Genomic DNA, 16,674 nt, shown 5'->3' on the forward strand with positions numbered 1-16,674 from the left:
GCGATCACCATCCATTTTATATAAAATTTCTTGTCAAATTCGGTTTTCTTCTTTGTCGGTTTCATGGGTTGGCCAACTTTCCTGTCAATTCCTTTTCCATTCTATCATTTTCTTTCCGGAAATTCCCCTGGCGCGAAAATATTTCGGTATACTTTAATCAGACTTCTGGAAAAGAGTGGAGATTTATTCATGCACAATCAAAAATGGCTTTCGTTGAACTTTTTTGCGTTTTTCTTTACATGGGGCGTCTTTTTGCCTTATTGGACCGGCTGGCTGACCAATGAGAAAGGGCTGAGCGTATCGGCTGCCAGTGTCATCATGGGGACCGGCATGGTCGCACGGTCGCTGTCGACTTTGTTTTTCTTCCCGCTCCTGACACGGCTGTTCTCGCTTGGGCGCTTGATGCAGATCCTTGCCATCGCCTCGTTTATCGTAATGGCGTTCTATATCCCGGCCAATTCCTATACTTTGCTGTTCATCATTACATTTGCTTTCAGCTTTATCTACCCGAATCTATTGCCGGCGATGGAAAGCGGCGCGACCGTCTTGATGCAGACCGACCGCATCCATTACGGCAAAAGCCGCTCCTATGGTTCGCTCGGCTATACAATCGCTTTACTGATTGTCGGGGCGGCTACCGCCATCTGGCAGGAAAATGCGATTTTATGGATTATGCTTCTGGGCTTGCTGTTCATGGCGGTCACCCAATCACTTGCTTCTCCGGTACCGCTTCAATCGAGGCCAGCACCGAGTAGGGCGAAAGGGCCGAGCGCCACGGCGGAACTGCTGAAATCAAAAGGCTTCTTAACCGTTCTTGTCGTGTCCATCCTGCTGCAGGGAGCGCATGCGGCGTATTATAATTACGGATTCATCTACCTTCAGGATATCGGCGTCAACAGCTTTTACATCGGCTTGATCTTGAATGTCGCCGTGATTTTTGAAATCGTCTTTTTCGTCAAAGCCGATACGCTGTTCGAGAAATGGTCGGTGTCGTCGATGTTCCTGCTGGCAGGCATCGGCTCGACCGTTCGCTGGATCTTGATTTTCCTGTTTCCGTCGGTTTGGGTGTTCATTTTAGCGCAGACGCTTCATGCTTTGTCTTTCGGCGTCGCGCATTTTGCCTTTATCCGCTATATCTTCAAAAAGCTCGACCCGGTCAATATCCCGGCGGCGCAAGGCATGTACGCCGCACTCGGCATGAGCTTGAGTGTCGCGTTGCTGACATTTATTGGCGGCTATCTATACGAAATCGCCCCGGGCTATTCATTCCTCGGAATGGCGGCGTCTTCGTTCCCGGCCGTTGTGCTGGTGTTGTTGACGCGCAGACGCTTTGCTTATTAAAAATATTTAAAAATAATGTTCTGACCCCCTTAACGGCCGCCACTGCTGCGAATAATTTGGCATAACTGTTAAGGGAGCTGGGAATTTTGAAAGAGATATCAAAGCATGACCTGCTGGCCCTCATGAGTCAGTTGGACTTTCTTCTGGAAGAGCGTAAAAAAGATAAACACCATCATACAGAAACAGCACAGGCTAATTAGCCTGTGCTGTTTTTCCATTAGATGAAGATCGTGCCGAGGACGACGAAAAACAAAACGCCGAAGATGATTGCCATGCCTTTCATCCATTTCGCTTCCCGGTCCATGCCACGCTCTTTCATTTGCTTATAGCGGAACGTGTTCGTCAAGACGAACAGGAGCGTCATGAACAAGACGGCAATTTCCATGCTGCCCATGAACAAGAAGACGATCGCCAATATACTGAGTAGTAAAATCAAGACGCCTTGCAAAATTTTCGGGTTCATCAATTATCTCTCCTAAGAAAAAAGCCGGCAGCTGCGCCGGCTTTTTTGTTTATTTGTTCTTGTCGGCTGTGTTTGTCTCTTCAACCGCTTCCAACGCTTTTTCCGGATGTTCCGAATAGAATTTCCGGCCGATGAAGGTTTGGATGATCAACAAGATCCCGCCGACTGCCCAGTAAACAGGCAGTGCAGCCATCGATGTGAACGAGATGAACATGATCATGATCGGAGACAGGTAAATGAAGAATTTCATCTGCTTCTGCTGCTGTTCCGGCATGGTCCATAGCGACACTTTCGCCTGGAAGAAGTACACCGCACCCGCGATCAAAGTCATCGCGATGTCCGGGGATCCAAGACTGAACCAGAGGAATTCATGCGAGCGTACATCCGGTGAATAAAGAATCGCAAAATACAAGCCCATGATGATCGGCATCTGGATGACGACGGGCAAGCAGCCCATATTGAGCGGATTGACGTCATGCTTCTTGTACAGCCCCATCATTTCCTGTTGGAGTTTCATTTGCTCTTCTTTATCCTTTGTTTCCTTCAAGCGCTTCTGGATGTCTTCCATTTCCGGGCGCATCTTATCCATTTTCACTTTCATGCCTTGCTGGCGTTTATACGTGCGCAGCATGAACGGCATCAAGACGAGGCGGATGATGATCGTAATGACCACAATCGCCATGCCGTAGCTTCCCCCGAAGAGGTTCCCTAAATAATCGAGCGAAAAATCAAATGGCGCTACAAAAATCGTGTAGAAAAATCCTTCTTTGTTTTCAACTGCTGAACAGCCGCTCAAGAAAGCGATCGTTGCCGCAAGCATGAGCAGTAATGTAAGTTTCTTTTTCACGTTTGTCACCTTCACCTTTTTGGACTACTAAGAAGTATAACGATATGGCCGTAAAAATTCAATGCACTGTCCCGGGACTGGCTGCTTTTTTCATTTCTTGTGACAAAAATTAGGCATAAGAAAAAAGGAGAATTGCTTCTCCTTTACTTGGCATTCGGTAAGGTATAGCGGAAATAAGGAATATGCTGGCTGTCGCGGAATTGCTTCGGCGTCACCGAGGTATACTTTTTGAAAATTCGCGTGAAATAGCTCTGGTTGCAGAAATGGAACTGCTTAGAGATTTCCGAAATGCCTTTATTGGAATGGCGCAAATAATATTGCGATTCTTCCACGCGGCGCACGTTCAAGTATTCCACCAAGGTAATGCCTGCATGTTCGCGGAAAATGCGTGACAAGTGGCTCGTCGAAATATTGAAGTGCTTGGCGATTTCCTCTACCGACAAATCGCGCTCGACTTCGTCGTTGATAAAAATGACGACTTTGTTGACGGTCTGGTGGCCGAATGATGGCTGTTTGCGTTCCGAAATGATTGATGTGAAAAACTCGATCAGTTCATCGGCTACATACATGAATTCCGAATCGTTCATATGCTTATCGACCAATTCGACGCAAGCCGCATTGAAAGCGAACGCTTTTTTCGGCGGCACGCGCATTTCATACAATTTACGTGCCATAACGGATGATAAAATAATGTAATAATTACGGACGGTACGGATGATGTCTTTTCCTGCATGAAGGGCCAGCATGTCGATCAATTCACGCAATGTTTCTTTGGCACGGTCTTTCTCTAGGTTGTGGATTTCATGCATCAATTGAGTTTCCACTTCAAAAAAACGTTCGAGCCCCTCCAGCTGCGCGACGTTTTCTGTTTCGTTCATAAAGATTCTGGAAATAGTTTCCTGAATTGATGGCGTTTCGAGTATATTCATCTTCTCCCCGGCTTTCTATGTAAAAAATTTAACGAACTTATTCAATAAATAAACTGCTTGGATAAATAATAATAATAGCGTTTTACAGATAAATTTACAAGTTTTTAAGTAAATTGAGCTAATTTATTTTTCAAACATATGACATCAGTAACAGTTAAAACCAATTATACACTTAACTGTACGTTTCAGCGATGAAAAAGTTCCAACTTCCAATGTTTTTACAAAAAATTCAAAACAGACCGTCGATGGTACACGGCCTGTTCTGTGCTTCATGTATATCCGCTCGGCTGCCCTGCAACAGCTATCAGTCGGTTTCCCCAGGAACGACCGCCCGTATGTGGCGCGGCATGATTTCAATATCAAATGGCGTCGTGCTGCCTTCATCGCCATCAATATTGCAAGACAAGGGTTCGCTCGTACGGATCGAGACCCGCTTCGTATGGATGGCTTCCACCGATGGATCTTCCTCGAATTTTCCGCGTACCAATGCAGTCGCCATGCGGACAAATGCCGGAAGCGCAGCATTTTCGACAATATACAAATGGAGCAGACCGTCATCGGTCAATGCTTCCGGCGCCAGCTTTTCGAAGCCGCCCACTGAATTGGTCAATGCCACGAGGACGAGCTTGGCCTCGCCTTCCCAGGTGCCGTGGTCATGCTCGATGACGAATGTTGTGACTTCGTCGGAAGTGACTGCTTTGACACCTTCAACGAAATAAGCGAAAGCTCCGAGCTTGGTCTTCTGTTCAGGCTCCACTTCATAAGTGGATTCGGCAATTTCGCCGATCGCCAGGATGTTCATGAAGTATTGATCGCCCACTTTTCCGATGTCCACGCGTTTTTCACGTCCCGTTTTCAAGCCTTCGATCGCTTCTTCCGGATTCAAGGAAATACCGAGCGCACGGGCGAAGTCGTTGACTGTGCCGAGTGGAACCAACCCGAAAAGCGGTTCATGTTCTTTTTCCGCCAAACCCGACACCGCTTCGTTGATTGTTCCGTCGCCACCCATCGCCACGACGAGATCATAGTGCTTTTCGCAGGCTTCTTCGGCAAAGAGCGTGGCATCTCCCGGGCCTGTCGTCTCACGCGTATCGGCTTCGTAGCCCATCTCGACCAATGTCTTTTCCGCAAAATCTTTATAATCCGCCGCTTTTTCCTTCCCTGAGGAAGGATTCCATATGAACATCGCTTTTTTCATCTTTTCCCCTCCGGTGCTATAATAAGGTCATGTATTTCAATACCCTAAACAAAGCGGAATGTAATCCACATTGCCGCATTTATTTCTTTTCAATCGGGCGCCTTTTGACTGCTTCAGCCATTTTCACAAGTGCTTCGCTGAAGTCGGAAGTGCCACCCAGCATTACATCTTAAAGGAAGTTGGGGACCCTCTTGCGCTTTTTCATCTATCTTATCATCTTCTTCGCGTTTTTCGATTTATTTGCCCAATTGCCGATCATCAGCCCGTTTGCCGTATCGCTCGGCGCAGGGCCGTTTTTGGCGGGCCTGGCCGTCGGAATGTATTCTTTGTCGAATACATTCGGCAATATCATCTCCGGCATCTTCTCCGACCGCAAAGGCCCTTTTGCCATCTTGCTGACAGGGCTTGCTTTAACAGCTGCGGCGCTATTCGCCTATGGCTTGGCGGAAGGCGCTTACAGCCTCCTCGCCATCCGTTTTTTGCATGGCTTGGCTGCAGGCTTGACGGTGCCGGCCGCCTTCACTTATTTAGCAAATCGCACCGACCATAGCCGCCGCGGCAAAAATGCAGCGATTTCCGGTGCGTTTGTGGGATTGGCGGCAATCATCGGCCCTGCCTATGGAGCGATCTATACGGGCAGGGGCAGTGTTCCCGAGACGATGGCCGTCACCGGCACCTTGATTGGATTGCTCGCGGTCGCAGCGTTCTTTCTATTGCGGACGCATCAAGTGCAAAAGCAAGCGGACCGTGCAGCCAAACGCGAAGCTTTCCAATGGAACGCCGGGCTTTGGCGTTCGTTTTCAGGCGCATTTTTCTTGATGTTCTCCCAGGGCGTGCTCGCTTATATGCTGCCGCTGAAAGTGGCAGCGCTCGAACTTCCCACTCAGCTGAGCGGCTTATTGCTGAGTGCATTCGGTGTATCAGCCATCCTGGTTTTCCTGCTGCCAATCAACCGGCTCTTCGATGCCGTCCGCCCGATCATCACGTTGATTATTGGCTTTGCCGTCATGGGCACTTCGCTGTTCGCACTCGCCAGTATTTCATCAGAACCATTGTTGTATGCGGCGATGTGTACGTATGGTTTCGGTTTCGCGTTATTGTTTCCTTCCATCAATTCTTTATTGATCGACGCCACAGAACCCGCGTCAAGAGGGCGTGCTTACGGATATTTTTATGCCTTTTTCTCCATCGGGGTCGTTGCGGGATCCGGAGCCACCGGGGCTTTGGCACTTACTGCAGACGGCGGTTTCTTGTTCAGCGGTGCGTTATTGCTGTCGATCGCTTTGGCCAATTGGCTGACGCTCAAACGCTGATTTTCTTGGCCATGAAAAAGACCGCCTCGGCAAAGGTGCCAGGGCGGTCTTTTTTGAAGTTTATAGTTTATCGGTATTCAAACGCGGTTCGGATGAGACCGATTCGGTATTTTCCGATTTTTCTTCGCTGTCATCATTTGAAGAAAGCTTCACATCGTCGTTGCCTTCTTTCTTTTCTTTCTGTTCTTTTTCATTGTAGTACTGGACGGTTGCTTGTGTGCCGCCTTCTGCCGTCATCTTGTTTTCCTGCAAGTCGGTCTTGTCCAGGCCTTCGCTCTTTTGGTCTTGCTGGTCTTTGTTCTGGTCCAAATTTTGGGATTCCATATACTCATTCACCTTCGCTTTCACGTCATTAAATGCAACAGTCGCTTTTTCGCGGTTTTCCGGTTTTTTGAAATATGCATATGCACCGGCTGCCAGTCCTGCCAAAAGCAGGCCTCTGCCGCCACCTTTTTTCCTAGCCATTTGCAGCACTCCTTTTACTTTTCTTGTTATCCCTTGTTTACCCTATTCGCCTAAAGCTAATCATGAATCACTCAGCTGTTTCGGTTGCGGACCGTTTCATATCGATATGCGGGATGCCATCTTCGTCGTAAACAGCCGAAATCGCTTCAAAACCGAATGAGCCATAAAAATCTTTCAAATACTCTTGGCCTTGCAATTGGATCTCGGGTTCTTTCCATTGTTCGTCGATATAGCGGATCGAGCGCACAAGGAGCTCCTTCGCCAGCCCACGGCCTCGTGCTTCCTTGCGAACGATAACGCGGCCGATCGATGGCACGTCGTATTTCTTCCCGGCCGGCACCAGCCTGGCATAGGCAAGCACCTGGCCGCCTTCTTCATACACGATGTGGGTTGAAACTTCATCCAAGCCGTCCAATTCCGGATACGGGCAATTCTGTTCCACAACAAATACTTCGACACGCAGCTTCAATATATTGTATAATGCTTGTGCTGTGAAGTCGTCAAATTGATAACTTTTCCATGCCATAATCAATCGCCTCCTGTGATTTCATTATTCCACATCAATGGCTATTCAGGCTAGAGTTTGATATGATAGCAAAAATAATTCCAGAGGTGATTGCATGATTCGCACAGGTACACCGGCAGATATCGAATCTGTACGGGAAATCGCTCACATCAGCTGGAATGATACGTACGAAGGGATCATTCCATCTCCCATACAACAGAAGTTTTTGGAACAATCTTATTCGACTCCGATGCTCGAAATGCGCATGGAGCGGACAATCCTCCTGCTTGCCGAACAAGACGGGCAGGCAGTGGGCTTCGCGAACTTCACGAAAGTCGATGAAGACGGCGATGCCGAATTGATCGCCATGTACATGAAACCTGAGCACCAGCGTTCAGGTTTTGGCAGGAAACTGCTGTCGGACGGTTTGTCTCGCTTAAAAGGCGGGCAGCAATTATTCGTCTACGTTGAAAGCGAAAACCAAAAAGGCCGCAATTTCTATGAAGCGAACGGCTTCCTGTTGCTTGAAGAATTCGAGGAGTTGTTCGAAGGGCATCCCCTCCAGACAGCCAAATACGTTTTCGATCTTTCCCGCCAGGCGCAATAAACCCATAGCTCCACAAAAACCCCCTCGAATTCGCTTCGAGGGGGTTTTTGTGAATCTGAAATTCTACTGTTTTTCTTTTCTTATAACGGGCGGTACGGCGTGTCGTCTTCACGCGTTACCGCATCGCTTCTTGTGGCCGGTTCGTTGCTGTGGCCCATCAATTCGTCTTCGCGGAGTGGCGGCTTGCGCACGAAGCACATGATCGCAGCGATGTAGAAGAGGATCGATGTCAGCGACAAGATCCCGGCGAAGATTCCGGCAAGGATGAAGAAAATGCCTGCCGTGTTTGCCGTATCAAAAGATTTTAATTTCGTGATGGCCAAAATGGCAAAGACGGTACTAATCGCTAATAAGATGACCAATACCCAACCCACGACATCGAACCCTGCAACAAATGCATTGAATGTATCGACTGCCATTTCTGCTTCTTGCGGATTTGTCATCATTGGGTCATTGCGCAAATCCTGTTCCATCTGGCGGTGCATATCGCTGTTTTCAAACCCAACCAAACTGGTGATGAGGATGATTGACAAAATGATGCCGATTACATTGAAAACGATGCCGATGATGCCAAGAGCTTTTTCACCTGTCCTCTTCATGGTTCCGTAATTCTGTGGTGCCTGATCCATAAATAACCCTCCCATTTCTGTTTCGGGGCTTTCCGCTGCAATGAATGTTCTGTCTTGCCCACGGCCCCTTAGCTTCTATTACTAAGTTTCTTTCTCCATACATACGCTTTCGCGCCGTTTTGGTTTCGCATTACTTCAATTCCCGCTAAAAAGTTATTAAAACTTGTTTAACTCTTGTCAAGCTGGGTATTTTATTACTATCAGCAACAAAAGACAAATTATAAAAGGGGTTCTAAAAAATGGAAAATAAACTAATTTTTAACCAAGCAGATTTCATGTACGGAGTAGGCGGCGCATCGATCCTCACAGCCATCGTGTTCTTCATGACAAGCCTGTAAGAAGGAGTGAGCCTATGAGACGAACATTCATCAATACATAGAAAAGCAATCCATTCCAAGAGGAAACGGATTGCTTTTTTTGTGTCTCTTTATCAAGCGTCACCTGAATGGCGGGCTAAGCTTTGACGTCGTTGTATTCATCGGAACGTTCGAATGTTTCCGCTACATACGAGCAAACCGGCTGCATCTTGAATTGGTTTTCACGGGCATAAGCAGCCGCCCGGTCGACCAATTCTTTGGCAAGCCCTCGATTACGCAGGCTTTCTTCGACATAGGTATATTCCACGACCATCAAATCAGCCATTTGTGTCCACGTGATTTCCGCTTTCACTGTCTCGCCGTCTGTTTCGCGAAATGCAAATTCATCTTGCCCGAGTTCTGTAAATTTCAATTCCATCGGTCCAATTCCTCCTTATGTCCACTTTATCTGTGCGGGCGAATCGAAACTTCCTGCCGCTAGAGCCTCGACGCCAGTTAGCGGTTGATTTCCAACGGGCGGAGAGAGTCTTCGATTTCCTTGCGTCTCGGCTCAAGGAATGGCGGCAAAGCCAAACCTTCGCCAAGTTCGTCTGCGTGTTCATCCGTCGCAAAGCCGGGCCCATCTGTCGATAATTCAAACAAGATCCCGTTCGGCTCCCTGAAATAAATCGCTTTGAAATAATAGCGATCCACTTCCCCGGACGTCTGGAAGCCATTGGCGCGCAAATATGCGTTCCATTGATTATACTCTTCGTAAGTTTTTACGCGGAATGCTACATGATGCACGCTTCCCCGGCCGGGGCGCTCCGGCGGAAGGTCTGAGCGCTCCTCTAAATGTATTTCGCCGCCCGGGCCGCCTTCTCCTGTCGAGAAGACGAGAATTTCGGGCTGCCCTTCCACTTCCGGCGCATAAGCACCGACTTTCGAAAAACCGAGAATATCCGTCAATACTTTAGCCGTGCGCTCCGATTTCCGCACCGTCAATCTGACAGGCCCGAGCCCGCGAATCGCAAACTCTTCCGGAACGCTCGCTTGTGTCCACGGCTTACCAAACGGAATGCCTTCCCCATTGTCGACGACAAGCATCAGGCGAGACCCTTCAAAGTCCTGGAATTCCACAGTATCCCGGCCGAAGCGCTGTGTTTTTTCACCGTGCGGGACGCCGAACTCACGGAAACGCTCCAACCAGTAATCCAGCGCCTGGCTTGATGGGATCCGGAAACCGGTGTTGCTGATGGAAGTCACGCCCGGATAGGTCCTGCCCGCCATTGGAATATCGAAATAAGTCATATCCGTTCCCGGTGTCCCTACCGCATCGGCGTAAAATAAATGGTAGGAAGACGGGTTGTCCTGATTGACGCTTTTTTTGACGAGTCGCATCCCGAGAATGCGCGTGAAAAAGTCATGGTTTTTATCTGCATTTGCTGTAATTGCTGATACATGATGAATGCCTGCTACTTGCATGAAAAGCACCCTTTCTTTATCTCGAATTCGAGATTATTATATATAGTTTAGCATTCCTCCCTGTTTTTCTGCAAGATAGCTGTTTCCGCTTCACGATAAGGCGGGTGAAAAACCAAAAAAACTGTCCCGGAAACCATTTTCATGATTTTCCGGGACAGCCCTGTGTTGTTATTTTTCACATTGCGGCGATTTTACCCGCTTACCTGCGCAAAGAATGGGTTAGTTGAACCAACCGCGAACGGTATTGGCCAGATCGCGGAAAAACTGTTTAACGCTTTCCCAAAATCCTTCGTCATTGACGATTGTCCCAATTTTATCTTCAATCGTCTTGCTCAAATCTTCCAATTCAGTCGACCATTTCGAGAAATCGATATCAAGCTGGCGGATGCGGTCCATCAAATCGACCAGCAATTGGCGGTCTTCAGGGCTCAATTCGATCTGGAGGCGGCTCAATTGCTCTTCGACGATCTGCTCCACGTCTTCGCGTGTTGCCGGATTCTGCTCAGCAATCTGCTTTTTGATTTCCGTCAGCAATTCGCTGACCTTTTCTTGATCAACTCCGCCTTCGGACAATTCCGTCGCAACGGATAATTCATCGTTGGCGACATCTGTCCGTTCAGGGTCGAGTTGTTCCCCGTTCACTTCATAGGCTTTGTAGATGCCGACAAGCGCAGAATGTCCGGTTACCGCTTTCGGCGCAGCCACTTCCACGGTCGCATTTTCAATACCGGCCGTCAGCATGGCATTGGCGTACATTTCTGTCGTCACCTGGGTGATGTTGTCCGGGGTGGCGATTTCGATGACCAGGCCTTCGCCTTCGTCAGTGCGTGTGATCTTGGCAGAAGAATACATGCGCGCACGTGCGTCGCCGTCCGTGATGTATTTGACCAGATCCTGTCCGGTCACTTCGATTTCTTCCACTTCCGCTTCTCCTGCAACATCCAGGCTTTCAGCGACTTGCGCCTTTTCATCTGCAGACAGGTCGCCTCCGTAGACGACAATCGGCAAGCCAAATTTCTCATTTATCCCGACATTCGCAGATGCCGTACCGGCGAATGCCAACACAACGGCAATCGCAAGTGCGGCAAGTGTCATAGTTTTTCTCATCTTTTTTTGCCCCTTTCTTCAAATATTAGTACGCATTTGAGGCAGAAAGGTTCCTTAGCCGATCAATTTTGTCCAGCCATCTTCCTGGAGGATGCGGCGTTCTTTGTAAAGCCGGCCGAGCGCACGCTTGAACGCCGCTTTGCTCATGCCGAACATTTCCATGATTTCGTCCGGTGACGATTTGTCTGTAAATGGCATTTGGCCGCCTGCATTTTCCAAATAACGAAGAATTTCTTCCGCATCATCCGACAGTCGTTCCTGTTTGCGCGGCAACAGAGACCCATTGAGCGTGCCATCGTCTTTGACATCGATGACGCGCACCGTTTTTTCTTCGCCCAGGCGCGGTTCTGCTTCGCGTTCTGACTCATGGACGAAGACACGGTAGTTCTCCGGAACGGAGAGCATGAACGAACCGACCGGCAATAAGCGGTAAGCGCGTGCTTTCAAATCTTTATTGTATACTTCAGCAGGCGCCGGCTCGTAAAGTTCCAGCACCTTTTCTTCTGTCGCCAGGCGTCCATACAGATCACCATAACGGTCCGTGCGAAGCGTCATGAAGATGTGGTCCCCCTGCTGCGGCCATAGATCCTGCACTTGCGGCAAATCCGCCGGCAGGACATATACTTCACGTGTCGTGCCGATATCAACGACTGCGCCTTCACGCGGTGACACCTTCAATACTTTCGCCCACCCGTATTCACTCGGCAAAATATGCGGAATCATCGGTGTCGCGGAGATGCCCCCTTGGCGGTTGCGGTACAAGAAGACCTCAATCTCCTCGCCGATCTCTTGGCCTTCCTCGATTTCCGATGCGTTCATCGTCACCTCATCACCGGAACCATCCGTTAAAATCCATTGGGATGTGGAACGGTCTTTAATGTGCAATAATGCTTTCAATCCTGGATGCAAAGCCATGCTGCATACCTCCTCTATTTGTGTTAGCTGTTTTTTTGCTCATTGCTTAACTTCTTCAATTTTTCCGCTACGCCTTTATCTTCTTCAAGCAACTGGACCAGGTCGGCGATGCGGTCGATGGAATTCCAGCTCAAATGATGCTCGATTCCTTCTACGTCTTCGTAGATTTTATCTTCATCCACGCCGATCAACCGCAGGAATTGCTCGAGCAGGTCGTGGCGCTGAAGCAATCGTTTGCCAAGCTTCTGCCCCTTAGGCGTCAGCATCAGCCCCCGGTAGCGTTCATAAATCAAATAACCGTCCTTATCGAGTTTTTGCACCATCTTCGTCACCGATGACGGCAGCACCGATAGCGCCTCGGCAATATCCGAGACGCGCGCGTACCCTTTTTGCTCTATCAATGAATAAATGATTTCAATATGGTCTTCCATACTTGGAGTAGGCAAATTCCGTTCCTCCCTCGCTTCGCTATGTTCAGTTTACTATACTGCCGCCCTGTGAACAACTGAGCATGGGCGCTTGGCACGCGCGATTCCAAAGCGCCGAATAAAGGCAATTTTCCAACATTCACAAAAGCGGCTGCGAATGGAGCAAGGGAGGTTTAACGGATTTTCGCTCAGGGTAGTGATAGTTATAACACAAAAGTTATACGAAAATGAAAGGCAGGTGGAGGACATGGGACGTATTCTTTGGATTATTTTGGTAGTAATTCTTGCAGTATGGGTGATCGGATTCTTATTAGACGTAGCAGGCGGACTTATTCACATTCTTTTGATCATCGCGGCAATCGTCTTGATCGTTAATTTAGTGACAGGCAGGAAAGGTGTTTAGATAAGCATCGGACCAAAAAACCCCGGGAAAGCAGATCGATCTGCTTTCCCGGGGTTTTTTCATGCTCTCACTTTCGCATAGACGCACGTATCACGGATGTTGCCGTCATGCCTCGACAGGCTGTCCTTGCGCAAAATGCCTTCCAGTTCAAATCCAAGGCGCTCCGCAACCGCTCGGCTCCTGACATTGTCGGGATCGCAGCGGATTTCGACGCGGTTCGCCTGCAACTCTTCGAACGCAAAACGGGTGATGCGTTCCACCGCTTCCGTTACATAGCCTTTTCCTTCAAAGCGACTGTCCACCCAGTAGCCGATCTCGAATTTGCGCACTTCCCAGTCGATGCGGTGCAAGCCGCTCGAACCGATGAACTGCCCGCTGTTCTTATCGAAGAAATGCAGCCGCAAATCTTTGCGCAGTTCGAAATCCGCTGCCGCTTCGATGAGGTTCGCCGTCATCTGTGCAAGGTCCGGCTCATTTTGGGCAAAAGGCATCCAAGGGCGCAAGGCTTCCAGTGAATGACGCACCGCTTCGTAGCTGAGCACGGCATCTTCCTTTTTCGGTGCGCGGATCAATAGCCGCTCCGATTCAAAAGCATCCGGAAATTCCAGCAATACCGGGTTAAACGGCAGCTCGGCAGGTTCTTTGACAGCATCATCCCACATGACCGGTGTCGTGACTCCCGCCTCCCAGTCTTCACGGGTCATGCCGTAAGTTACGGCATCGTAATAGCGATTTTCTTTGGGCGAGAACCAAGCCTGGCGCAAATGCGCTTCCTTGACGAATCCGGTCCGCTCGAACGCTTTGCGCATCGCAAAATTATCGTGGCGCGTATGGCCTTCCAGTCGGATTTTCTTCTCCGGCAAGGAAAAGACGAAATCGGCAATCATGCGCAATGCTTTCGGGCCGTAACCTTGCCCGCGGTAAGAATCTGCAATCCGCAAATCAAACAGCGGAATCTCATCCTGCAAGTCGAAAATTTTTACCAATCCCACTTGTTCGCCTTCGTCGTTTTCAATCCAGAAGGTCTTGACCTGGTCCGATTTATAGCCGCCTTCTACAATCGTTTTCTCGATCAAGGCGCGCACCGGATGCTCATGGCCATGATAGGGCCATGAGTTGGTCGTCATAAACTCGATCAATTTTTCGTGCTCTTCCATGGTCCATTCAGTTAACTTCAAATCACAACCCCCAAACGCCTCTTACTTCTGGACTTTCACCAAGCGCAATGCATTCAAGATGACCAATAGTGTAGCCCCCATATCCGCAAAGATCGCGATCCATAAAGTGAGCCAGCCCGGAATGATCAATAGCAGAGCCAAGATTTTCAGTGCCAGTGCAAAGATGATATTTTCTTTTATTATACGCAAAGTTTTTCGGCTTAGTCGAATGGTATATGGAAGTTTCTCCAAATCATCGGCCATCAAGGCAATATCCGCCGTCTCCAGCGCCGCATCCGTTCCGGCCCCGCCCATGGCTATGCCGATATCGGACGCCGCAAGCGCCGGTGCGTCGTTGATGCCGTCGCCGATCATCGCCACGCGGCCATATTGCGACTGCAGCTCTTTGACGGCGGCCAGTTTGTCTTCAGGCATCAAGCCGGCGCGAATATCCGTCACGCCGATTTCCGCAGCAATTGCTTTGGCCGTCGCAGGATGGTCCCCTGTCAACATAATGGTCTGATGGATGCCGATGCCTTTCAACGCTTCGATGATGGCCGGGCTTTCTTCCCGAATGGCGTCCGCAACGCCGATCACCCCGAATAGATGCTTGCTGGAAAATACCGCCATCGCAGACTTTCCGCTTTCCTGTAAGCGATAGGCAGCTGCTGGTGCATGGAACCCGTGCTCTTCTGCCCATTTCAAGCTGCCGACACGGATGCGCGTGCCGCCTATTTCTGCGTGTACGCCTTTGCCGGTTAAGGATTGGAAACGCTCGGATGGGTACAGTTCCGGCGCTTGTTTCGTGATGGCGCGTGCGAGCGGATGCTGCGACAAGGCTTCGACTGACGCTGCGAGCTTGACCACTTCCTCAGGTGTATAGCCTTCTTCTGGCAAGACATCGGTCATTTCGGGATAACCTTTCGTCAAAGTACCGGTTTTGTCGAATGCGACAGCCTGTATGCGCCCTGTTTCCTCCAGATAGATGCCGCCTTTGATGAGCACGCCCTGTCTTGCCGCATTGCCGATCGCCGTGACAATCGCGACAGGCGTCGATACGACGAGCGCACACGGACAGCCCACGACGAGCACCGCCAAGCCCTGGTAGACCCACAGCTCCCAATTTCCCGTGGCAAATCCGGGAACGAGCGCGACCAAAAAGGCCACCGCAATAATTGCCGGTGTGTAATATTTTGCGAAACGGTCGACGAATTGCTGCGAAGGGGCTTTTTCTGCCTGTGCTTCTTCCACTAAGTGGATAATTTTCGCAATGGTCGTATCCTCCACACGTTTGGTCACGGTCACTTCGAGTGCGCCTTCTTCGTTCATCGTGCCGGCAAATACTTCATCGCCCCGCTGTTTGGTGGCAGGAATCGATTCACCGGTGATCGCTGCTTGATTGACGGCGGATTCACCGCGCAGCACCGTACCGTCCATCGCGATTTTTTGTCCGGGTTTGACGATCAATACGTCACCGATGCGGATGTCTTCGGTTTCCAGTTCAATCAATTCGCCGCCTCGCTGGATCAACGCCCGTGACGGCGCAAGGTCCATGAGCGAACGGATCGATTGGCGGGCTTTGTTCATCGAGAACGATTCCAATGCTTCGCTGATGGCGAACAAGAACACGACGACCGCGCCTTCCCGCCACTCTCCGATGATGACCGCGCCGATGATCGCGATGGTCATCAAGGTTTTCATATCGAATTCCAGACGGCTGAGGTTTTTCAATCCGGTGGAAAACATCCGGTAACCACCGATCAGCATCGATGCGCCGAACAAGCCGATCGACCATGGATGCGTCTCGCCAAGTTGGAATGAAGCGATGATGCCAGCGATCAGAAAGACAAACGAAATGGCCGTTTCGACCGTCTGTCGCCGTTTATAAAACGGCACATGCGGCACGCGTTGTTTTTCCGGATAGACGCGGATATGGTCGAATGCGCCCGCTTTTTCCAGTTCTTCGATTGATACATTGCCATCGACCCGCAGTTTGGAGGCACCGAAATTCAGTTCAACGTGTTTCGTTTCCGGCAAATTGCGGATATTCTGTTCGAATTTCGCCGCGCAGCTTGTACAAGATAAATTTTCAAGACGATAGGTTTTGCTCAACTGAAACACCTTCTTTCGCATGTTCATTTGCGATGGTCACAAGCTGACGCACATGGTCATCCGACAAGGAATAATAAATCTGTTTGCCTTTGCGTTCGGATTTCGCCAAATCCCGCTCGCGCAAATACCGCAGATGGTGGGACGCCGTCGCTGTCGAGGAACCGATCACCGCAGCGATATCGCACACGCACATTTCAGGCTCGATTGTCAGTGCATAAGCGATTTTCAAGCGCGTTTCATCCGCCAATGCCTTGAACAAAGCCGAAACGCCATCAAGGTCGACCATATGCTGCTGCACCCGATCGACCGCTTCGGGATGGACTTTTGTAATATCGCACATTTCTTTCATCCTGTTCACACCCTTCATTCAAACCTTCATTTGATTGATTACAGTATAAGACTATACCGTTAAACAGTCAAATGCTCATTTGAATGAAAAGTACAGCCGCCCTCTCCTAATTCAGGAAATGCTAT

The 16,674-nt window shown here is 49.5% G+C and carries 19 protein-coding genes; 4 read left to right on the forward strand and 15 right to left on the reverse strand.

Annotated elements, in window-relative coordinates; all coding sequences use genetic code 11:
* Positions 1-189: 189 nt before the first annotated feature.
* Positions 190-1,341 (forward strand): 3-phenylpropionate MFS transporter, encoded by a 1,152-nt coding sequence (locus AB9R92_RS01890; protein ID WP_370667841.1) that lies wholly within the window; start codon positions 190-192, stop codon positions 1,339-1,341.
* A gap of 217 nt (positions 1,342-1,558) precedes the next feature.
* Here the strand turns inward: AB9R92_RS01890 and AB9R92_RS01895 are convergent, their stop codons facing one another.
* The 4 genes from AB9R92_RS01895 to AB9R92_RS01910 form a co-directional block, all read right to left on the reverse strand.
* A complete protein-coding gene (locus AB9R92_RS01895) occupies positions 1,559-1,804 on the reverse strand; it encodes a hypothetical protein (RefSeq protein ID WP_370667842.1) in 246 nt (81 codons plus the stop codon).
* 49 nt (positions 1,805-1,853) lie between these two features.
* Positions 1,854-2,651, reverse strand: a complete 798-nt coding sequence (gene yidC / locus AB9R92_RS01900) for a membrane protein insertase YidC (RefSeq protein WP_370667843.1) — start codon at positions 2,649-2,651, stop codon at positions 1,854-1,856.
* Positions 2,652-2,794: 143 nt separating this feature from the next.
* Positions 2,795-3,580, reverse strand: a complete 786-nt coding sequence (locus tag AB9R92_RS01905; RefSeq protein ID WP_058381804.1) for an AraC family transcriptional regulator — start codon at positions 3,578-3,580, stop codon at positions 2,795-2,797.
* 304 nt (positions 3,581-3,884) lie between these two features.
* Complete coding sequence (locus tag AB9R92_RS01910) at positions 3,885-4,778, reverse strand: diacylglycerol/lipid kinase family protein (RefSeq protein ID WP_370667844.1); 894 nt, start codon at positions 4,776-4,778, stop codon at positions 3,885-3,887.
* A gap of 191 nt (positions 4,779-4,969) precedes the next feature.
* Here AB9R92_RS01910 and AB9R92_RS01915 point away from each other — a divergent pair, with 191 nt between their 5' ends.
* On the forward strand, positions 4,970-6,091 hold the full coding sequence (locus AB9R92_RS01915; protein ID WP_370667883.1) for an MFS transporter: 1,122 nt from the start codon (positions 4,970-4,972) through the stop codon (positions 6,089-6,091).
* A gap of 60 nt (positions 6,092-6,151) precedes the next feature.
* Here AB9R92_RS01915 and AB9R92_RS01920 read toward each other — a convergent pair whose 3' ends face one another.
* Together AB9R92_RS01920 and AB9R92_RS01925 are read right to left on the reverse strand one after the other, a co-directional pair.
* A complete protein-coding gene (locus tag AB9R92_RS01920; RefSeq protein ID WP_370667845.1) occupies positions 6,152-6,556 on the reverse strand; it encodes a hypothetical protein in 405 nt (134 codons plus the stop codon).
* A 67-nt stretch (positions 6,557-6,623) separates the two neighbouring features.
* Positions 6,624-7,082, reverse strand: a complete 459-nt coding sequence (locus AB9R92_RS01925) for a GNAT family N-acetyltransferase (protein ID WP_370667846.1) — start codon at positions 7,080-7,082, stop codon at positions 6,624-6,626.
* A 94-nt stretch (positions 7,083-7,176) separates the two neighbouring features.
* Here AB9R92_RS01925 and AB9R92_RS01930 point away from each other — a divergent pair, with 94 nt between their 5' ends.
* On the forward strand, positions 7,177-7,668 hold the full coding sequence (locus AB9R92_RS01930) for a GNAT family N-acetyltransferase (protein ID WP_370667847.1): 492 nt from the start codon (positions 7,177-7,179) through the stop codon (positions 7,666-7,668).
* 80 nt (positions 7,669-7,748) lie between these two features.
* Here the strand turns inward: AB9R92_RS01930 and AB9R92_RS01935 are convergent, their stop codons facing one another.
* From AB9R92_RS01935 to mntR, 6 genes are all read right to left on the reverse strand, one after another.
* Positions 7,749-8,297, reverse strand: coding sequence for a DUF4064 domain-containing protein (locus AB9R92_RS01935; RefSeq protein WP_370667848.1), 549 nt, complete (start codon positions 8,295-8,297; stop codon positions 7,749-7,751).
* A gap of 453 nt (positions 8,298-8,750) precedes the next feature.
* The gene (locus AB9R92_RS01940; protein WP_370667849.1) at positions 8,751-9,032 is read right to left on the reverse strand and encodes a GNAT family N-acetyltransferase; all 282 of its coding nucleotides are present in this window, start codon (positions 9,030-9,032) and stop codon (positions 8,751-8,753) included.
* A 77-nt stretch (positions 9,033-9,109) separates the two neighbouring features.
* Positions 9,110-10,078 (reverse strand): ring-cleaving dioxygenase, encoded by a 969-nt coding sequence (locus tag AB9R92_RS01945; RefSeq protein WP_370667850.1) that lies wholly within the window; start codon positions 10,076-10,078, stop codon positions 9,110-9,112.
* A 219-nt stretch (positions 10,079-10,297) separates the two neighbouring features.
* Complete coding sequence (locus AB9R92_RS01950; RefSeq protein WP_370667851.1) at positions 10,298-11,185, reverse strand: DUF1002 domain-containing protein; 888 nt, start codon at positions 11,183-11,185, stop codon at positions 10,298-10,300.
* A gap of 54 nt (positions 11,186-11,239) precedes the next feature.
* A complete protein-coding gene (locus tag AB9R92_RS01955; protein WP_370667852.1) occupies positions 11,240-12,100 on the reverse strand; it encodes a CvfB family protein in 861 nt (286 codons plus the stop codon).
* Between the two features lie 23 nt (positions 12,101-12,123).
* On the reverse strand, positions 12,124-12,546 hold the full coding sequence (mntR, locus tag AB9R92_RS01960) for a transcriptional regulator MntR (RefSeq protein WP_370667853.1): 423 nt from the start codon (positions 12,544-12,546) through the stop codon (positions 12,124-12,126).
* A gap of 229 nt (positions 12,547-12,775) precedes the next feature.
* On the opposite strand from mntR, the gene AB9R92_RS01965 reads away from it, so the two are divergent.
* Positions 12,776-12,931 carry a lmo0937 family membrane protein gene (locus AB9R92_RS01965; protein ID WP_121300999.1) on the forward strand — a complete coding sequence of 52 codons (156 nt, stop codon included), beginning with the start codon at positions 12,776-12,778 and terminating at the stop codon, positions 12,929-12,931.
* Positions 12,932-12,990: 59 nt separating this feature from the next.
* On the opposite strand, the gene AB9R92_RS01970 is transcribed toward AB9R92_RS01965, so the two are convergent.
* Genes AB9R92_RS01970 through AB9R92_RS01980 form a run of 3 tightly spaced genes read right to left on the reverse strand, consistent with a single transcriptional unit; the run spans position 12,991 to position 16,549 of the window.
* Positions 12,991-14,109, reverse strand: a complete 1,119-nt coding sequence (locus AB9R92_RS01970) for a GNAT family N-acetyltransferase (RefSeq protein WP_370667854.1) — start codon at positions 14,107-14,109, stop codon at positions 12,991-12,993.
* A 21-nt stretch (positions 14,110-14,130) separates the two neighbouring features.
* Entirely contained in the window at positions 14,131-16,221 is a 2,091-nt protein-coding gene (locus AB9R92_RS01975) for a heavy metal translocating P-type ATPase (RefSeq protein WP_370667884.1), read from the reverse strand.
* Positions 16,178-16,549 carry an ArsR/SmtB family transcription factor gene (locus tag AB9R92_RS01980; RefSeq protein WP_370667855.1) on the reverse strand — a complete coding sequence of 124 codons (372 nt, stop codon included), beginning with the start codon at positions 16,547-16,549 and terminating at the stop codon, positions 16,178-16,180. Before AB9R92_RS01980 ends, AB9R92_RS01975 begins: the two co-directional genes overlap by 44 nt.
* Positions 16,550-16,674: the final 125 nt, after the last annotated feature.

This window comes from Planococcus sp. SSTMD024, from assembly GCF_041320495.1.
Classification (GTDB): Bacteria; Bacillota; Bacilli; order Bacillales_A; family Planococcaceae; genus Planococcus.

What these genes read in the sequence shown, in the direction of transcription:
- AB9R92_RS01890 (WP_370667841.1), top strand. Translation starts at nt 190, where the DNA reads ATGCACAATCAAAAATGGCTTTCGTTGAACTTTTTTGCGTTTTTCTTT.
- AB9R92_RS01895 (WP_370667842.1), bottom strand. Translation starts at nt 1,804, where the DNA reads ATGAACCCGAAAATTTTGCAAGGCGTCTTGATTTTACTACTCAGTATA.
- AB9R92_RS01905 (WP_058381804.1), bottom strand. Translation starts at nt 3,580, where the DNA reads ATGAATATACTCGAAACGCCATCAATTCAGGAAACTATTTCCAGAATC.
- AB9R92_RS01910 (WP_370667844.1), bottom strand. Translation starts at nt 4,778, where the DNA reads ATGAAAAAAGCGATGTTCATATGGAATCCTTCCTCAGGGAAGGAAAAA.
- AB9R92_RS01920 (WP_370667845.1), bottom strand. Translation starts at nt 6,556, where the DNA reads ATGGCTAGGAAAAAAGGTGGCGGCAGAGGCCTGCTTTTGGCAGGACTG.
- AB9R92_RS01925 (WP_370667846.1), bottom strand. Translation starts at nt 7,082, where the DNA reads ATGGCATGGAAAAGTTATCAATTTGACGACTTCACAGCACAAGCATTA.
- AB9R92_RS01930 (WP_370667847.1), top strand. Translation starts at nt 7,177, where the DNA reads ATGATTCGCACAGGTACACCGGCAGATATCGAATCTGTACGGGAAATC.
- AB9R92_RS01935 (WP_370667848.1), bottom strand. Translation starts at nt 8,297, where the DNA reads ATGGATCAGGCACCACAGAATTACGGAACCATGAAGAGGACAGGTGAA.
- AB9R92_RS01940 (WP_370667849.1), bottom strand. Translation starts at nt 9,032, where the DNA reads ATGGAATTGAAATTTACAGAACTCGGGCAAGATGAATTTGCATTTCGC.
- AB9R92_RS01945 (WP_370667850.1), bottom strand. Translation starts at nt 10,078, where the DNA reads ATGCAAGTAGCAGGCATTCATCATGTATCAGCAATTACAGCAAATGCA.
- AB9R92_RS01950 (WP_370667851.1), bottom strand. Translation starts at nt 11,185, where the DNA reads ATGAGAAAAACTATGACACTTGCCGCACTTGCGATTGCCGTTGTGTTG.
- AB9R92_RS01955 (WP_370667852.1), bottom strand. Translation starts at nt 12,100, where the DNA reads ATGGCTTTGCATCCAGGATTGAAAGCATTATTGCACATTAAAGACCGT.
- AB9R92_RS01965 (WP_121300999.1), top strand. Translation starts at nt 12,776, where the DNA reads ATGGGACGTATTCTTTGGATTATTTTGGTAGTAATTCTTGCAGTATGG.
- AB9R92_RS01975 (WP_370667884.1), bottom strand. Translation starts at nt 16,221, where the DNA reads ATGCGAAAGAAGGTGTTTCAGTTGAGCAAAACCTATCGTCTTGAAAAT.
- AB9R92_RS01980 (WP_370667855.1), bottom strand. Translation starts at nt 16,549, where the DNA reads ATGAAAGAAATGTGCGATATTACAAAAGTCCATCCCGAAGCGGTCGAT.